Source organism: Pseudomonas sp. MWU347 (assembly GCF_017947305.1).
Taxonomy (GTDB): Bacteria; Pseudomonadota; Gammaproteobacteria; order Pseudomonadales; family Pseudomonadaceae; genus Aquipseudomonas; species Aquipseudomonas putida_A.
On record NZ_JAFGZB010000008.1, the window covers coordinates 226,168 to 244,261 of the forward strand.

General features: G+C 62.6%; 13 protein-coding genes. 5 read left to right on the plus strand and 8 right to left on the minus strand.

Translation table 11 applies throughout. The features are described 5' to 3' along the window. Positions 1–2 precede the first annotated feature (2 nt). Genes KCG87_RS18680 through KCG87_RS18700 form a run of 5 tightly spaced genes read right to left on the minus strand, consistent with a single transcriptional unit; the run spans position 3 to position 9,372 of the window. On the minus strand, positions 3–1,622 hold the full coding sequence (locus KCG87_RS18680) for a DUF2300 domain-containing protein (protein ID WP_210558592.1): 1,620 nt from the start codon (positions 1,620–1,622) through the stop codon (positions 3–5). A 1-nt stretch (position 1,623) separates the two neighbouring features. After that, positions 1,624–6,198 (minus strand): alpha-2-macroglobulin, encoded by a 4,575-nt coding sequence (locus KCG87_RS18685; protein WP_210558591.1) that lies wholly within the window; start codon positions 6,196–6,198, stop codon positions 1,624–1,626. Next, a complete protein-coding gene (locus tag KCG87_RS18690) occupies positions 6,195–6,860 on the minus strand; it encodes a DUF1175 family protein (protein WP_049827900.1) in 666 nt (221 codons plus the stop codon). The genes KCG87_RS18685 and KCG87_RS18690 overlap by 4 nt, the downstream gene beginning before the upstream one ends. Next, positions 6,830–8,542, minus strand: a complete 1,713-nt coding sequence (locus KCG87_RS18695) for a DUF2138 domain-containing protein (protein ID WP_135296649.1) — start codon at positions 8,540–8,542, stop codon at positions 6,830–6,832. Before KCG87_RS18695 ends, KCG87_RS18690 begins: the two co-directional genes overlap by 31 nt. A gap of 38 nt (positions 8,543–8,580) precedes the next feature. Then, a complete protein-coding gene (locus KCG87_RS18700) occupies positions 8,581–9,372 on the minus strand; it encodes a DUF2135 domain-containing protein (protein WP_135296650.1) in 792 nt (263 codons plus the stop codon). Between the two features lie 281 nt (positions 9,373–9,653). Between KCG87_RS18700 and KCG87_RS18705 the strand changes: the two genes are divergently transcribed. The 5 genes from KCG87_RS18705 to KCG87_RS18725 all read left to right on the plus strand — a co-directional run bounded on the left by KCG87_RS18705 (position 9,654) and on the right by KCG87_RS18725 (position 16,053). Continuing rightward, complete coding sequence (locus tag KCG87_RS18705; protein WP_098965809.1) at positions 9,654–10,799, plus strand: Fic family protein; 1,146 nt, start codon at positions 9,654–9,656, stop codon at positions 10,797–10,799. Between the two features lie 112 nt (positions 10,800–10,911). Continuing rightward, the gene (locus KCG87_RS18710; protein WP_003228627.1) at positions 10,912–11,154 is read left to right on the plus strand and encodes an exodeoxyribonuclease VII small subunit; all 243 of its coding nucleotides are present in this window, start codon (positions 10,912–10,914) and stop codon (positions 11,152–11,154) included. Next, the gene (ispA, locus tag KCG87_RS18715; RefSeq protein WP_135296652.1) at positions 11,151–12,038 is read left to right on the plus strand and encodes a (2E,6E)-farnesyl diphosphate synthase; all 888 of its coding nucleotides are present in this window, start codon (positions 11,151–11,153) and stop codon (positions 12,036–12,038) included. Before KCG87_RS18710 ends, ispA begins: the two co-directional genes overlap by 4 nt. A gap of 91 nt (positions 12,039–12,129) precedes the next feature. After that, positions 12,130–14,028: a 1-deoxy-D-xylulose-5-phosphate synthase gene (gene dxs, locus KCG87_RS18720; protein ID WP_098965812.1), complete on the plus strand. Its 1,899-nt coding sequence runs from the start codon at positions 12,130–12,132 to the stop codon at positions 14,026–14,028. A 141-nt stretch (positions 14,029–14,169) separates the two neighbouring features. Continuing rightward, positions 14,170–16,053, plus strand: a complete 1,884-nt coding sequence (locus tag KCG87_RS18725) for a TonB-dependent receptor (RefSeq protein ID WP_210558590.1) — start codon at positions 14,170–14,172, stop codon at positions 16,051–16,053. A 111-nt stretch (positions 16,054–16,164) separates the two neighbouring features. Here the strand turns inward: KCG87_RS18725 and KCG87_RS18730 are convergent, their stop codons facing one another. The 3 genes from KCG87_RS18730 to ribA are packed head-to-tail and all read right to left on the minus strand — an operon-like array spanning position 16,165 to position 17,998. Further along, complete coding sequence (locus KCG87_RS18730; RefSeq protein ID WP_210558589.1) at positions 16,165–16,965, minus strand: cobalamin-binding protein; 801 nt, start codon at positions 16,963–16,965, stop codon at positions 16,165–16,167. Continuing rightward, positions 16,965–17,384 carry an MFS transporter gene (locus KCG87_RS18735; protein WP_210558588.1) on the minus strand — a complete coding sequence of 140 codons (420 nt, stop codon included), beginning with the start codon at positions 17,382–17,384 and terminating at the stop codon, positions 16,965–16,967. Before KCG87_RS18735 ends, KCG87_RS18730 begins: the two co-directional genes overlap by 1 nt. Then, positions 17,381–17,998: a GTP cyclohydrolase II gene (gene ribA / locus KCG87_RS18740; RefSeq protein WP_027612931.1), complete on the minus strand. Its 618-nt coding sequence runs from the start codon at positions 17,996–17,998 to the stop codon at positions 17,381–17,383. Before ribA ends, KCG87_RS18735 begins: the two co-directional genes overlap by 4 nt. Between the last annotated feature and the right edge of the window lie 96 nt (positions 17,999–18,094).

The window sequence follows — 18,094 nt, forward strand, 5'->3', positions numbered from 1 at the left end:
GTCTATTCCAGCAAGAGGTGACGGGCGAGCCCTTCGATGTAGGTTTCATCCTGGCCATTGGGATGTGCTTCAAAGGCCAGGTGCAGGTATTCGTGAGTCAGGTCGAGGCGATCCTGCAGCGTGAGCACGCCGCGCACGTAAATGCGCTGGCGTTCGCGATCGACAAACGGGCGGCCGAACGCCAGTTTGCACACGGCGAACGAGCTGACTTCGTTGTAGCCGGTTTCGCTTTCCAGCGTCGGACGCCAGCCGCGGCGCTGCTTTTGCAGCCAGTCCTGTGCGGCGGGCAGTGCTTCGCAGGAAGCAACCGGGTTGTCCCAACGGCTGAGGCTCGCGCGCGGATAGGCGTGCAGCAGAATCGCGTCGTAGCGCTGGCCGGCGTTGGCCTGCTCGACGGCTTGTTGCCAAGCGAGTTTGTCCGGGCCGGGTTGATCGGAGTGATAGGTGACGGTGCTGCCGGCCAGCACCAGATCCGCTGTCCATGCGGCGATGTTGCGCGACTCGGCGGAGGCCGGACGCGGAGCGACGCGCTGACGGTTGCTGCTGTCGTCGATGCTCAGGCAATCGCCGTTGCGCGTGGCGTTTTGCAGCAGATAGGTGCGGATCGCCACGGCCAAGGCTTTGGCCGCTTCGGCAGGTTCAGGTTTGGCTTCGCGTTCAAGAACACGGGCAACGTATTCTTCGCGATCAAGCCGGGCGACCAGTTTCTCGTTGAGCAGAAACAGTTCGCCGGCGCTGTGAATATCCAGCGCATTGCCGTTGGCGAACTCGACGCGGTAGTCGCCTTGCAACGGGCCGGAAGACACCACCCGATCCCCTGCCAGAACACGCGTCAGCGGATAGCGCGAGAACAGTCCGACCTCTACACAACGCCCTGCTTCCGCCGGCCACGAAGCAGGAAGGACCGTCGCCAACGCCTGCCCGTAATGGCGCAAAACCATCTGACTGGTGCCGCGCCCACCAGCCCAGATCGGCGAGCCGTCCGCCGTCCAACCGGCAAAACCACCCTGGCGCGATTGCGGATCCTGATCGCCGAGCCAGCTCCAGGTCTTAACCCGCAGGCGACCACCCAGTTCGCCGACGACATTGCCGTCCGCCGCATTCAGCACGACGTCGAGCAACACGCGGCGCATCTGCTCCTGCGCTGGCAGCACCGACAACACCTTCAGCAAGTCCGTCACGGAAACCCGAGTAGCCGGTTGCACGGTCGGCAAATCCAGCAACCACGACGGCGCCTGCCGCACCTGCCAATAGGTGCGCCAATCGGCAGCAGCGATGCCCAATCTCGCCGGCTCAAAGTACAAGCCGCAGGATTTGACCAACGCCTGATCACGCTCGATCCTGCCGCCCGCCGAGCAGCAATAAACCTCTTCCTTGGATTGCCCGTGACATTCATACGCTGGCTCGTGCGCGCCGGTATCCACCAGCCACGCATAGACGAACAATTTCCACAGGCTGCCCAGCGGGGTATCCAGCGTCGACGGCAAGGGCTCGCGGGCGGTCAGTTGCGTCTGATTCAACGACAGCAACTCGCCCTTGTACGCCAGCCGCAGCGGCTCATCCTGCGCCGTCGCCAGCGCAGGCATCACACACATCAGCAGCCACAGCAGCGGCCGGTTCATGTCAGTTGACCGTGACCTGACCGAGGGCGGCTTTCGCTTCCCGGGCCTGATGCTGCGGCGCGTAGACCTGAGTGAAACGCACCGGCGGCAGGTTGAACTGACCCTTCTGCGAGAAGCGCACCAGATGGCGCAGGCGCAATTCGCCGCTCAGCGCATCCACCGGCACCGCGTAGGCCAATTGCCCCGGTTCGAAGCGCGCCTTTTCCAGCGCGGTCGGCTCGGTGCCGTCCTTGCCCTGCAACTTGATGCCCCAGGTGGTGCGCTCGACATCGGCGCCCGGTGGCAGCGGCACTTCGAGCATGCCGTAGCGCAGCGGTTTCGGCGCCTTGCTGGTGAGGATCACTTCGTCCAGATACAGGCTGTCGCTGGACAGCGGTTTGCTGCCGACCGGCTCCAATTTGAAAGTGAACGCTTCGTCGCCCGGCACCAGCCGCGACAAACGGCGGGTGATAGTCACGGCCATTGGATCGACGGCCGGTTGCTGGGTCTGGAAGCTCAGTGCCGCCCGCAGCGGTCGCTCCTGAGTACCGGACACCGACAACACATTCGGCACTGGCGTCGCACCCTGCCAGGTCCAGTACATCTCGCCGGTGGCGCCGTAGTTTTTCTTCCAGCCTTCACCCGGCAGCAGCGCGATGGTCGCCGAGGCCTGAGCGATGCTGCGTTGCAACCAGCTCAGCGCCAGGGCGCGTTCGAGGGTCGATTGCTGTGGCAGCAGACGTTGCAGCAACGCTGTCGCACGGGCCTGATCGAACGCTTGCAGCGACAGGTTCAGCGCTTCGACAAACGGCTGCGAACTGACCGCCAGACGCTGTTGTGCCGCAGCGACCTGGCGATTGAACGCGTCGGGCAACGCAACTTTCGACTGAGTCGCCAGCGCCGCGGTCAATACCCGCGCCGCCGCCAGACCGAGCGCTGAATCCGGGTCGCTCATCACCAGGCTGTCTTCACCGTCGTCCATCAGGTTTTCGGCATTGCCCTCACCGGCCTTGGCCAGATCGTCCATCAAACCGCTGAGCAGGGTATTCACCGGCAGGTGCATCTGCTTGGCGAACGACAGAATCAGTGCCCGCTGCAGCAGCGGCGTGTTCGGCGCTTGCTTGGCGTAGACCTCCAGCACTCGCTGCCAGTGCTCCGGTGGCAAGGTCAGTTCCAGCACCTGACTGGCGTTCCAGTCGGCGTAGTAGGCGTAAGCGGTGGGGAACGCGTCCGGCTCGCCGTCGAAGCCCCACCAGGTGAAGCTCGCCGACGGCCCGGCCATTTGCACCAGACGCAGGCGGCTGTTCTGCATGATCAGGCGCAGGCGATCGCGGATCTGCGGGCTCGACGCCAGCGACGGATAAGCGATGCTCAGCGGCAGCAAACGGCTGGCCGTCTGCTCGACGCCGCCGTACGGGTAGCTCAGCAGATCGTCGAGCGCGGAACGGAACAGCGCTTGCGGACTGTCATCCAGACGCAGACGAATGTCGGTGGCGTCGGCCGGCAGGCTCAACAGGGTGTCGCCGCTGGCCACGTCGAGGCTCTGGGTTTGCGTGACTTGCCAGCCGTCACCGGTCGCGCTCAGGCGCACGGCGAGGGCGTCAGCGGTTTTGCCGTCCTGCACCAGCTCGGCGGTCCACTCACCCGTCGCCAGCGCAAACGCTGGCAGTGGCACGTAGTTGATGCCGTTGTTCAGGGTCACCGGCAGGCGTTGTTCGGCGCCAGCGTAATGCGTGACCAGCTCAGCCTTGACCGGTTTTTCCGCCTGGCTGAAGGCGAACACACCGAGTTGCGGCTGATCGCCCTTGCGGAATTTGCTCGGCCCGCTCCACTTCAGGTACAGCGGTTTTTCCGAACGGACAAACTGCTTCTTCTGCCCGACCTGGCCGTCGTCGGCGATAGCCCGGGCGGTGATGCGCCAGCGGGTCAGCGAGTCCGGCATCTTGAAGGTGAAACGGGTTTTGCCGTCGGCACCTGTGAGCAATTCCGGCTGCCACGCGGCGGTGTCGACGTCTTCACGACGTGGGCGCTCCAGCACTTTCACCCCACGTTCGCTGCGGTTGGCCTTGCCCGGCGCGCCGGGGCTGCCCGGCAACGCCACGTCGTAACTGATGAACGACAGGCTGGCGCTGGTGCGCACATTATTGCGACGCGGGTGGTAGAAGAACTGGTCGATGGTCGGTGCGACTTCCGGTTGCAGCGCGTAGACCATTTCATCGACGACGCTGACGGTCAGATGCGCCGGGACCGCTTTGCCGGCGAACTGCGTGGTCAGGTCGACGGTGACGGTATCGCCCGGCAGATACACCGCTTTGTCGGTGCTGATCGCCACGTCGATTTGCGGGGCAATCACTTTGATCCCGGCGTTCTGGAAGCTGTACTGCCCGCCCTTGGTGTAGAGCACCGAGAAGGTCAGGTTCGGCGCGAAGTTGTCCTTCACCGGAATGCGCGCGCGGTATTGGGTGTCGCTGAGTTTTTCCAGTTTCAGCCAGTCGCCGCCCTTGGCCAGCAACGCAGTGGCTTCGACCTTGTCGCGCTCCAGCGACAGCAGTGCATCGCTGACCGGCTCAGGGAAGGTGATCAGTGCCAGCGCTTCATCGCCGGCCTTGTACTCGGGCTTGTCGAGGACGATTTCCACGGTGCCCGGCACCGCTTTGACGCCGTCGCCGGTGACCGAATGGCCGGTGGCGCCGAGGACGCGACCGTGTTGATCTTTCAGCGTCAGGTTGTAAGTACCCGGACGCTCGAAGGCCAGACTAAAGCCTTTGTCAGTCGCCGCGAGTTTGCCTTCGCCAGTGCTCTGGTCTTCCAGACGCACCCAGCTGTAGCTGCTTGGGGTCACCGCTTTGCTCTGCTCGCTGCCACCTTCGTTGGCGTAGCTGAACGCGACTTTGTCGTTGACCGCACTGAAGCGTTGCGGCGCGCTCAGGCGGAAGCTCGCGGCGCCACGGTCGATGAGGATTTCCTTGGTGCTCTTGACCCGATACGCCGCGCCATCGCTGGCAAACACGGTGAGCATATAGCGGCTCGGCTTGTCGGCGGCCGGCAGGTCGAGGCTCGCATTGCCTTTGCTGTCGGTGGTCAATTCGGTGCTGGTCAACTCCACCGGGAATTGCCCGAGGTATTGCAGCTCATTGTCGACCATCGACAGTTGCTGGGCACGCAGGCTCAGGCTCAGTTTGGCGTTGGCCACCGGTTTGCCGTCCGGGTACAGCAGCACCAGACTGCCCTTCACCGGCTCGCCGGTGCGGTAATCCTGCTTGGCCAGATTCAGCGAAATTTCGAAGTGCGGCTTGATGTACTCGGCCACACGGAAAGCGCTGCTGTAGGCCTGATCCTTGTAGTTGAAGCGGATCTCGTAACCACCGGCCACAGCGTTATCCGGCAACTGGAAGCGGCCCTGGGTACCGGCCTTGGAATCGAGTTTCAGGTCGAGGCGTTGCAGCTCGGTGCCGGTGGCATCAAGCACACTGACGTTGACGTCAGCAGCGCCCGGCAGCACCGAATCCCGCGCATTCTTGAACTCGCGACCGACGATTTTCAGCGACACCCAATCCCCCGGGCGATACAGCGGTCGGTCGGTGAACGCATAGAGTTTGGTGTCGTAGATTTCGCTGTCGTAATAGAAGTTTTCCGAGACGAATACCCCGCCCTCTTCGTCCTCGCCAATGACGAACGAACGCTCGGGGCTGACGTGTTTCAGGCGCAGCAAACCATCGGCATCAGTGGCACCGCTGCTCATCACGCCGAGGCCGTCAGTCCACAGCACATTGACCTTCGGCACCGAACTGCCTTCGTGTTTGCGTGCGGCCCAGACCAGCAATTCATCGCCGGCAATTTTGCTCACCGCCACGGTGTTGGAAACGAACACCATGGTGGTCGCGCGGTACTTGCCGATCAGCGCTTCGACCAGGTACAGGCCCGGTTTCAGGTTGCCCAACGGGATGTACACGTTACCCGGCGCAACGCTGACGAACTCGCTGGAAGACCCGGCCAGGTTGACCCCGGCCGGCGGCTGGATCGGCTTGGCTTGCCACAGCGGATAACGGAACTGGCTGACCACCGGCAGACCCGGAATCAGCGCGAATTGCGGCTGCGCGTCGTACGGCGTCGGCGCGGTGATGGCGTTGCCCATCTTCAGTTCCGGCACTTCCTCGGTGACCTGCTTGCGCGACTCGTAGGAGAACGCGCGCTGCATCACCCGCCGCGATTTGCGGTACCAGTTGTCCCACAGGTACGCGAGGGTGTTGGACAAGCCTTCGCCCTTGAACTGACCGTCGCTGACCACGCGGTGCAGGTTCTTCTGGCGCTTGAGGAAGTCCAGCGGTTTGTCGATCCGGTACACGCGAATGTCGGCGCCGCCATACGGTTCCATGCGGAAGCGCCGGTAGTCGCGGCCCGGTGCTTCGAGACGCACCATCGCCTGCTCGTCGGCGGCGAAACTGCTGTCGGCCAGCAGGAAGAAGCTTTCACCGGCGACCGGCGTGTAGCCGCTCGGCTCCACCGAATCTTCAGCGTTGACGGTCGCCAATGGCAGCAACAGCGCCAGCAGCAGGGGAATTCGAGCGCAGAGTCGCAGCATGCGGGCACCGGTCATTGGGAGAGAAAGTTCAGTCGATAGACGCCGATGAAGTTGGGGTTGGCTGCGTCGGGTATCCATCGGGTGTCCTTCCATGTCATGAGTTGCTGCAGGCTTGCCGAACGCATGCCGTTGTCAGTGGGGGTGGTCGTGCCGGTGTGATAGGCGATGTAGCGGCCCATCCAGATCATCAGGTGCTGGTCGTCGCCCTGATCGAAAAACATCAGGTCGCCGGGGCGTGCCTGGGACACGTCGCGGCTGACCAGATGGCTGTTGAACTGAATCAGTTTGATCGCGTTGACGTACGGCCCGACCTTGCCGCCGCCCTGCTGCCATTGCTGGGCGAGCTTGCGCTGCTCATCGCTGAGCGTCAGCTCCGGCGGCAGGTAGCGATTGGACAGGCCATTGCTGCGCAGCCACTTGTCGTCGTGGACTTTCAGCGCTTCGTTGGCGGCGAAACGCACAAGGCCTGCGCAGTCCTGCTGATACCAGCGCGGGCTCGGGCCCTGGCTCAGTTGTTCCTGAGCGATGCGCACGAACCAGGCGCGGAACACCTGGGACTGCGCCGGATCCAGCGCCGGTGCTTCGACGGCGCGGGCGCCCGCGCTGAGCAGTAGCGCGAGCAGGCCGAGGCTGCGGATCAATGCCGTCACAGCGCTTTCCACTCCAGCGGCAGCCATTGCCAGTGGCCGTCAGGCTCGCTGCCTTCCGGCAGGGTCAGGGCGTATTTGCCGTAGCCGCCGAGGGTGCGCAGTTTCGGAATCAGGTAGGTTTGCGCGGCGTTGTAGAACACCGGCTCCATGTCCTGCGGCAGGCTGTCGAGGGTTTCCTGCTGCATCAGTTGCGCCATCGAATCCGGACCGAAGTAGATCGGCATCAGCACATCTTTCGGCAGCACGTCGGCCATCGGCGGGAAGCGCTTGTCGAGAGTACCGAGAGCCTTGTCCACCAGTTTGTCGTCGAGGGAAAACAGCAGCGTCGAACCGTGACGGGCGAGGCTGACTTTCATGAACGCTTTACCGCTGATCGCGTCCGGATTCTCGGCAGTCTTGGCGGCGTACGGGCCGAAATTGGAGCTGACCTGACGCTGCCAGACATGGCTCTGGCCTTCCTGTTTCTCGACCACCGGGAATGCGTGTTCATCGACATTCGTCTCGTAGGCGCCCACCATCGAACCGAACAACGTGCCCAGGTCGCCATCGAGCTTGCCGCTGTCCTCGTCCTTCAGGCTGGCAACCAGCAACGGCGTGTACAACCGCGAATCGGCGTACCAGCACAGGCCCGCCGCGCCAGCCACATGCTCGGTGAGCTTCTGCGCCACCGCTTCGTCGGCGCCGAGTTTCACCAGCAGCGGTTTCTGCGGCTCGGCCGCCACCGGCAGAGTCACACAGGCACTGGCGCCCAGCGGCATGGCTTGCCACACCGGTTTGAAATCGAAGTCCGGCTGGTTATCCAGTTCATCCATGGCCAGGTAGCTGTGCCAGCCCTTGTCGTCCATGTCGAAACGCAGCCCGGCGAAGTTCGGGATGAAGCGCTGATAGCCCATCGCAAGGACGCTGGAATTGACCGACAGACGCTGTTTGATCTCCGGCGCCTTGGCCGGCAGACCGAAAGCCTCGGGGAACAGTTTGTCGCCGTTGAGCAGCGCTGCCAGCGCTTGCGGCGAGACATGCCCGGACTCTTCCGATTCGCCACTGGCCGGGTCGTAATATTTGTTCGGGTTGGACAGCACCACCAGTTTGTCGCCGCGCGACGCGAACAGCAGCGATTTGCTGGCGTTGTAGCTGAGCTGGTACAGCGGTACTTCGTCACCGCCGACCTTGAGGCTGCCGAAGACGCTGAGTTGCGAATCGTCCAACGCCACTTTCGCCAACGGTTCGAGCAGTTTCGCCAGGCCGCCGCGGTCCATCACCAGCAGGAAATCCTTGAGCCGGCCATCCGCACCGCGCCACAACGCCACATCTGCCGGTTGATCGAAAAGCTGCTCGATCAGGCTGTCCTGCAGCTTCAGATCGTGTTCGTAGATGATCCGCCGCAGGCTACCGATCAGCCCCAGGCGGTCTGCGTGGGTTTCGTAATAGAAGACGAAATCCTCGGTGAGCGTGGCCTTGAGGAACGGCACCGTCAGCAGGTCCTTGGGCAACTGGCTCAAGGAGCGGGTTTCCAGCAGCGCATCCGGACGACTCAGGCCGAGTTTGTCACTGGCCAGTGCCGCCGCCGGCACCTTGGGCTTGTGCAGCAGCCAGCCAAGACCACCGGCCACCCCGGCCACCAGGACCAGGCCGATCAGCAGCGCCGGCCAGCGCCGGGAAGGTTGGCCGGCAGGTGTCGGGACGGCCGGAGAAGCAGCGTTATCACTCATGTTCACAAAACCCGAAGTTCATCCGTGGTGCGGGATGCTTAATAGTTGAAAGTCTTGACCAGCAGCAGATCACCGATCGCCCGCAGGGGCACGATGAATGTTTCGCGTTTTTCGTCGACCGTGTTTTCGTTGAGCACCAGCGTGATTTGCGAGGTGATGACCTCGTTCTGATTGCTGGCCTCCTCGAAGTTATAGCCGCCGTCGCCGAAGTTGCCCCAATAGTTGACGTAAACCAGATAGGTGCCATGCAGCGGCGCGGTCATGGTGAACATTTCCGGGCCGGGGCCATCGACACCATCCGGGTCCAGACCGCCACCGTTGGTCAACGCCGTATGGGCGAAAAACGCGTGCTGGCCGTCCGGGGTGATGATGTGCAGGTCGAGCTCGGCCTTGGGATCGTCCCAGCCGAGCACCACTCGGATCTTCGCCGGGGTGCGCAGGTTGTTCGCTTCATAGAACTGCACGCGCTTGAGCGACTGCCCCTCGGCACTGCGCACTTCGACACTGTTGGAACCGGCGCCGAACGCATACGGCCGGGCGAATCGCCCGTCATCGTCGGTGTACAGATTCAATGGATTGCCGTTGACCGCCAGCGTGTGCGGCCCGCGCTGATTGCCAATGGCCTTGAGCTGGCCCTGAATCATCGTGCGATTGCGCTGAATGCCGCGATCGATCGGCGGCGTGGGATAGGCGACTTGCGGGTTTTCACTGCGGTCGAGCAGACCGTTATAACGCCAGCCACCGGATGGCTCAGACAGCTCGGCAGTCGGCGCCGCCCACAGCGCAGGCGCGCAAGCCAGACCGATCAGCAGCCAAAGAAATGAACGCATGTAATGCCTCCTGCCATGCCTGAACGAAACCTTGCACCCGATCCTCGGTACTTCACAGCGGTGGAAACTGCGTTTCGTCTGAAAGACCCCGTGACTAGCGGGTCGTAGAAGGCGCGAAGATTAGCGATTCGGCAGTTTTTTAACAATCGGATACATCTGGATTTGCGGTGGGAATCACGCCGTAAAGTAGACGGTGAGCCGAATAGCCGTCATATTCGGCTCACTAAATGAGCCGAATAGCATTTCTATTCGGCTCACGGCCCTATTACAGGCAGTAACCGATGACCACTCAATGGATCTGGCAGCAACCGAATTGGCCCGACTTCAACTGGCAGGCAGAACGTCTGGCGCCGCTGCTGCGTGAATGCGTTCAGGCACAAGGCCAATTGATGGGCATGGCTGGATCCGTGGGCAACTCCCTGAGCGCTCAGACCGAACTCGACGCACTGTTGCAAAACATCGTGACCTCTTCGGCCATTGAGGGTGAACAGTTGAATGTCGGCTCGGTGCGCTCGTCATTGGCTCGACGCCTGGGGCTGGAGTTGCCCGATAGCGATAAAGTCAGTCAACGGAGCGAAGGCCTGGCCCAACTGATGCTCGACGCCACCCGGCGCTTCGCTGAACCACTGACGCTGGAGCGATTACTGGAATGGCATCGATGGCTGTTTCCGGATCAGGAAAGCGACTTCACCGCAAGGTCGATGCATGTCGGTGCGCTTCGCGGTGACGAACCGATGCAGGTAGTTTCCGGTCGTCTCGACCGTCCCACTGTGCATTTCGAGGCCCCTGCGCGCCAAGGTCTCGAACGGCAGGTGGATAAATTTCTCACTTGGTTCGAGGCCAGCCAGCATCAAACAGCGCTGGATCCGTTGCTGCGTGCTGGCATTGCGCATTTCTGGTTTGTCACGCTGCATCCGTTTGATGACGGCAACGGTCGCCTGACTCGGACCATCACCGATCTGGCGCTGGCGCAAGGTGAAGCCCAGGCGATCCGCTTTTACGCGATGTCGGCCAGCATCCTCGATGACCGCAACGGCTACTACCGAGTACTCGAGGCCAGCCAAAAGGCGACGCTGGACGTCACCCAATGGCTCACCTGGTTTCTGCAGACTCTTTTACGCAGTCTGCAGCAAGCCATCGCGCGTATCGAAAGTGTGCTGGGTAAAACCCGCTTCTGGCAGGCGCACCGTGAATCCGAGCTTTCGGTGGAGCAGAGTAAAGTGCTCAATCGCCTGCTCGACGGTGGAGAACGAGGCTTCGAGCACGGCATCAGCGCGGCACAGTATCAAGCGGTGGCCAAGGTCTCGAAAGCCACGGCAACCCGCCATCTGGCGGAACTGCTGGAAAAGGGCTGCCTGCAAAGAATGCCGGGGGGGGGACGGAGTACCCGCTACAAAATCAATTACCCGGGCGATTCCTCAAACTGACCACTGGCGTCTGTAGTGAGGGGATAAGGGTCGGCCGCGCCCCGCTCATTTGCCCATAAACCCCCTATCTGCTAGTGTCGCGCCGGTTTAACGTCAACCGGAAATCGCCGCCATGGCCCGCAAAAAAGCTGCACTGGATTTCGAACAGTCCCTCGCCGACCTGCAAACACTGGTCGAGCGTCTGGAGAACGGGGAATTGTCGCTGGAAGACTCGCTGACCGCTTTCGAGCAGGGCATCGGCCTGACCCGTGACTGCCAGGCAGCGCTGGCCCAGGCCGAGCAGAAGGTGCAAGTGCTGCTGGAGCGCGATGGCGAACTCGCCGAGGAACCCTTCGACGCGGAACAGCCAGAATGATTGCGGCGTATTCGGAGACCAGCCAGGCGCGGGTCAATGCAGCACTGGAAATCCTCTTCAAGGCTCCGCTGCCGGAGCTATCGCGCCTGTATGAGGCGATGCACTACAGCGTGATGATCGGCGGCAAACGCGTACGTCCGCTACTCGCCTACGCTGCGTGCGAAGCGCTGGGTGGCAAGGCTGAGCAAGCCAACGGTGCGGCTTGCGCGGTGGAGCTGATCCACGCTTATTCGCTGGTGCACGACGATTTGCCGGCGATGGACGACGACGATCTGCGTCGCGGCCAGCCCACCACCCACAAGAAATTCGACGAAGCCTGCGCGATTCTCGCCGGTGACGGCTTGCAGAGCCTGGCCTTCAGCGCCCTGCTCGACCCGCGCCTGAGCAGCCTCGACGCTGACATCCGTCTGCAACAGGTCACGGCGCTGGCGCACGCGGCAGGCCCGGCGGGTATGGTCGGCGGTCAGGCCATCGACCTCGGCTCGGTCGGCCTGAAGCTGGATCAGCAAGCGCTGGAGCAAATGCACCGGCACAAGACCGGCGCGTTGATCGAAGTCAGCGTCAAGCTCGGCGCCCTGGCCAGCGGCCGCGCCGAGCAGGATCAACTCAAAGCCCTGCAGGCTTATGCACAGGCCATCGGTCTGGCCTTTCAGGTGCAGGACGACATTCTCGACGTCGAAAGCGATACCGAAACCCTCGGCAAACGCCAGGGCGCCGACATCGCCCGCGACAAACCGACCTACCCGGCCTTGCTGGGGCTGGACGCCGCCAAAGCCTACGCTCTGGAACTGCGCGATCAGGCCCTGCACGCGCTGCGACCGTTTGACGCGGCAGCCGAGCCTTTGCGCGACCTGGCCCGGTATATCGTCGAGCGGCGCAACTGAACGCCAACCTGCCAAAAAAGACCAACGCGTGGGCAGGGGGCGATGCATCAGGTAAACTGCCGCATCTTTTATACCTATAACGATTCGCCTGATGCCCACGACGTTTCATGAGATTCCCCGCAAGCGCCCGACCACGCCCCTGCTCGACCGCGCGAACACGCCGGACGGCCTGCGCCGGTTAGGCGAAGCCGAGCTGGAAACCCTGGCCGATGAGTTGCGCCTGGAATTGCTCTACACGGTCGGCCAGACCGGTGGGCATTTCGGTGCCGGCCTGGGCGTCATCGAGCTGACCATCGCGTTGCATTACGTCTTCGACACCCCGGATGACCGGTTGGTGTGGGACGTCGGTCATCAGGCGTATCCGCACAAGATCCTCACCGGTCGCCGCCAGCGCATGGAAACCCTGCGTCAGAAGGACGGCATCGCCGCCTTCCCGCGTCGCGCCGAGAGCGAATACGACACCTTTGGCGTCGGCCACTCCAGCACCTCGATCAGCGCAGCGCTGGGCATGGCGATTGCCGCCCGCCTGCAAAACAGCGATCGCAAGGCGATTGCGGTGATCGGTGACGGCGCGCTGACCGCCGGCATGGCCTTCGAGGCGCTGAACCACGCGCCGGAAGTCAACGCCAACATGCTGGTGATCCTCAACGACAACGACATGTCGATCTCGCGCAACGTCGGTGGCCTGTCCAATTATCTGGCGAAGATTCTTTCCAGCCGCACTTACGCGAGCATGCGTGAGGGCAGCAAGAAAGTCCTGTCGCGCCTGCCCGGCGCCTGGGAAATCGCCCGTCGCACCGAAGAATACGCCAAAGGCATGCTGGTTCCCGGCACCCTGTTCGAAGAGCTGGGCTGGAACTACATCGGCCCGATCGACGGCCACGACCTGCCGACCCTGATCGCCACCCTGCGCAACATGCGCGATCTGAAAGGCCCGCAGTTTCTGCACATCGTCACCAAGAAAGGTAAAGGCTTCGCCCCGGCGGAAGTCGACCCGATCGGTTACCACGCGATCACCAAGCTCGAACCGCTCGACGCCCCGGCCGCTGCGCCGAAAAAGGCCGGCGGGCCGAAGTATTCGGCGGTGTTCGGCGAATGGCTGTGCGACATGGCCGCGGCTGACCCGCGTCTGGTCGGGATCACCCCGGCGATGAAGGAAGGCTCGGATCTGGTGGCGTTCAGCGAACGTTTCCCGCTGCGCTACTTCGACGTGGCGATTGCCGAACAGCACGCCGTGACGTTCGCCGCCGGCATGGCCTGCGAAGGCGCCAAACCGGTGGTGGCGATCTACTCGACATTCTTGCAACGCGGCTACGACCAGTTGGTGCATGACGTCGCGGTGCAGAACCTCGACGTGCTGTTCGCCATCGACCGCGCCGGTCTGGTGGGTGAAGACGGCCCAACTCACGCCGGCAGCTTCGATCTGTCTTACCTGCGCTGCATTCCGGGCATGGTCATCATGACCCCAAGCGATGAAAACGAACTGCGCAAGATGCTCACCACCGGCCACCTGTACAACGGCCCGGCGGCAGTGCGTTATCCGCGCGGCACCGGCCCGAATGCGACCATCGACAAGGATCTCGAGCCGATCGAAATCGGCAAGGGCATCGTCCGTCGTCAGGGCAGCAAAGTCGCCCTGCTGGTGTTCGGCGTGCAACTGACCGAAGCGCTGAAAGTCGCCGAGAAGCTGGATGCGACCGTGGTCGACATGCGCTTCGTCAAGCCGCTGGATGAAGCGCTGGTACGCGAGATCGCCGGCAGCCACGAGTTGCTGGTGACCATCGAGGAGAACGCAATCATGGGCGGCGCCGGTGGCGCGGTCAGCGAGTTCCTGGCGCGCGAGAACATCCTCAAGTCGATGCTGCATCTGGGCTTGCCGGACATCTACGTCGAGCACGCCAAACCCGCGCAGATGCTGGCCGAGTGCGGGCTGGATGAAGCGGGAATCGAAGCCTCGATTCGCGAGCGCCTGGAACTGCTCAACAAGTAACACGCAATACCCATGTGGGAGCGGGCTTGCTCGCGAAGGCGCCGGTTCAGTCGATGATGAGTTGACTGAACCGGCGCCTTCGCGAGCAAGCCCGCTCCCACATTTGATTTGTGTACATCAGAAATATCCACTGGAACACCGATGAACCTCTCGCGCCTCGCCCTGCCCTTCTTCCTGCTGCCAGCCACCAGCACCCTCGCCGACAGCTTCGAACGCGATCAGGCCCTGAAGCTGCCTGACACGCTGATCAGCGCCAACCGCCAGGTCGAAGCGCGCAACGACAGCAGCGCCGCCAACACCGTGTTCACCCGCGAAGACATCGACCGCCTGCAACCGGGCAGCGTCACCGATCTGCTGCAGCGGGTGCCGGGTGTGCAAGTAGCGCAGGCCGGTGGGCGCGGTAGCCTGCCGGGGATCTACATTCGCGGCACGCAATCGGCGCAGAGTCTGGTGCTGGTCGACGGCCAGCGCATCGGCAGCTCGACCTCTGGCGACAGCAACCTGCAGCACCTGAGCATCGACCAGATCGAGCGCGTGGAAGTGTTGCGCGGTTCGCGCTCGGTGATTTACGGCAGCGATGCGATTGGCGGGGTGATTCAGATCTTCACCCGGCGCGGCACCGAACAAGGCCTGCAGCCGCGCTTGCACGTCGGCTTCGGCAGCAACCAGACCTGGGAACGCAGCCTCGGCCTGTCCGGTGGCGATGACAAGACCCGCTTCAACCTGGGCGCCAGCCTCGATGACACCGCAGGCCTGGACCGCACTCACGAGTCGTACCCCAGCGACAGCGATCATGATGCCTATCGCAATAAATCCGTCAGCCTGAGCCTCAGCCATGCGCTGACCGATGACATCGAAGTCGGCGCCAACCTGCTGGATAACCGCGGCAAAAGCGAATTCGACAACCCGTTCGGCCGCTTCGATACGACCACTTTCGAGTCGGTGCAACAGCAGCCCTACAGCGACTTCAACGTCAGCAGTGTCAGCAGCTACGTCGATGCCCGGGTCAACGAAATCTGGAAAACCCGCGTCGAATTCGGTCACACCGAAAACCGCGAAAAGACCCTCGACAAACTCAGCGACGAGCGCACGGTGTTCAACACCTATCGCGATTCGGTGAACTGGCAGAACGACCTGACTCTGGATGCGCGCAACAGCCTGATCCTCGGCGGCGACTGGTACGAAGACCGGGTCAACAGCAGCACCGCGTTCGACGAGGACAGCCGCTGGAACCGCGCCGCGTTCATCCAGCATCGTTATCAGGCCGACAGCTTCTCCACCGAACTGGGCCTGCGTCACGACGACAACCAGCAGTTCGGCAGCCAGAACACCTGGAGCGGCACTTTTACCCTGCCGCTGAACCCGGACAACGATCTGTTGCTGAGCTACAGCGAAGGCTTCCGCGCGCCGACCTTCAACGACCTGTACTACCCGGATTTCAGCAACCCGGATCTAAAGCCGGAAGCCTCGAAAAGCTATGAGCTGCAATGGCGCAGTCAGTTGAGCGATAGCAGTCGGCTGGAGGCATCGATTTACCGCACTGATCTGCAAGACGCGATCATCTTCGGCAGCAACTCACGCCCGGAGAACGTGGCCTCGGCGCGGATCAATGGCTTTGAAGCGGCGCTGAAACAGGAACTGTTCGGCTGGCAGAGCAATCTCGGTGTGGCGATTATCGACCCACGTGATCGCGATAGCGGGCACACGTTGGCGCGTCGTGCGCGGCGCACGATGAGTTGGGATCTGGATCGACAGTTTGACCGGTTGGGCGTCGGCGCGAGCTGGCAATTGGTCAGCGGCAGTTACGACGATCTGAACAACACCCAGCCGTTGGGTGGCTACGGCACGCTTGGACTGCGCAGCAACTGGGCGCTGAATCGCGAGATCAAACTGGATCTGAAGGTCGATAACCTGCTGGACAAGGGTTACAGCCGCGCGTTGTACAGCTATGACGGCAGCCAGTATGGCTATCGCGAGGAAGGTCGGGCGTGGGTGTTTGGGGTGACCTGGACACCGGGGCTCTGATCCGGAATTGACGCTGTTTTGACTGGCCTCTTCGCGAGCAAGCCCGCTCCCACAGGGGTAACGCATTCCACCTGTGGGAGCGGGCTTGCTCGCGAAGAATTCACCTCGGTCTCAGCGCTCAGGCGCGATCAATTGGCAGAGTTTGGCGGTGGCTTCGATCATCTGGCCGCTTGGGCGCTCCAGGCCTTTGTCGCTGATCAGCAGCAACTGACCATGTGCCACCGCACTCACCTGCGGCCAGGCCTTCCACGCATCGAGCTGGGCCTGATCACCTGCCAGAATCACCTGCGGATCACGCTGCAACACGGCTTCGATGCTGACCTGTGGCGCCGGCAAACTCAGATCGGCAAACACATTGCGTGCGCCACAGACTTCGAGCGCATCGCTGATGATCTGCCCGCCACCGACGGTGTACAGCGGCTTGTCCCAGACTTGATAGAACACGGTCAGCGGCGTGTCCCGGCGATAGCGTTGGCGCAGGTCATCGAGCTTCTGGCGCAGGTCCGCCGCCAGTTTCGTCCCACGCTCAGGTCGCCCCAGTTGCGCGGCAATCGTCTCGATCTGCGCAGACAGCTGTTCGAGATTGTGCGGCTCGGCGACGTAGGTCGGAATGTTCAGGCGTTTGAGCTGATCGCGTTGTGCCGGGCCGACACTGCCGGGCCACAGCAGCAGCAAATCCGGCTTGAGACTGAGCAGGCGCTCCATGTCGAGTTGGCCATAACGCCCCACCGAGGGAACATCGGCAATGGCAGCCGGACGCTCGCCGGCATCGAGCACGCCAACCAGCAGATCGGCCGAGCCCAGCTCAACAACGATTTCAGACAGAGAAGGCGCGAGACTGACCACTCGCAGACTCGCCAGCACCGGGCCGGCGCAGGCCAGCAGCAGAACCGCCAGCCACAGACGACGCATCAGCCGAGTTGACGCGGGATGCGATAGAGGTAGAACAGCACCGCCGTGGACAACGCCAGCAGCATCAGCGGTACGGCTTCGAGGCCGACGAACACCGCCAGCGCACCGATCCATGCCGGCAACGATGCCGCGAGCAATGCAATACGGCGCTGAGTGGCCAAAGCAATCCAGGCCGCCGGTTCATCAGGGGTGTCGAGGGCTTTCTGCGTGGCGATCAACGCGTGTTTGTAGCGCCCGAAGAACTTCAGGCTGACAAACATCGACGCAACGCCGGCGATGAACAATGGCATGGTCAGCACCGGCAGAATGCCTTCGCCCTGGCCGAACAGGCCATTCAGGACAAACAGGGGTACCAGCGCCAGCGCCAGATACTTCCACCAATCGACCGCCAGACGGCGGCGCACCTGACCGCGGGTCACGCGCGGTCGACCTCGCCCTGATGCTCGTTGCCCATCATGTGGTCGAGCTTGCTGGCCTTGGTCGCCAGGTACAGTTTGTTGTGCGGGTTGTGGCCGGTGTGCAGCGGCACGCGCTCGGCGACGACGATGCCCATGTCGGTCAGGGCTTTGACCTTGCGCGGGTTGTTGGTCATCAGACGCAGCGACTTCACACCCAGATGCTCGAGCATTGGCAGGCACATGGCGTAGTCACGCTGATCGGCGGCAAAGCCCAGACGCTCGTTGGCTTCAACGGTGTCGGCGCCGCCGTCCTGCAACTCGTAGGCGCGGATCTTGTTCAGCAGACCGATGCCGCGACCTTCCTGACGCAGGTACAGCAGCACGCCACGGCCTTCACGGGCGATGGCCTTGAGCGCCGCTTCGAGTTGCGAGCCGCAGTCGCAGCGCTGGCTGAACAGCGCATCACCGGTCAGGCACTCGGAGTGCAACCGGCCGAGAACCGGGGCACCGTCGGCGAAATCACCCAGGCTCAGCACAACGTGCTCGCGGCCGGTAGCCTCATCGAGAAAACCGTGCATGGTGAATTGCGCAAAAGGCGTTGGCAGCTTGGAAGCGGCGACAAAAACGACAGGCACCGGTGTGCTCCTGATCTAAAAGTCTGAAAATTCGCAGGCCGGCATTGTAACAGCAGGTTCCTGCAGACGCTTAGGCTGAATTATCGGGCATAACGA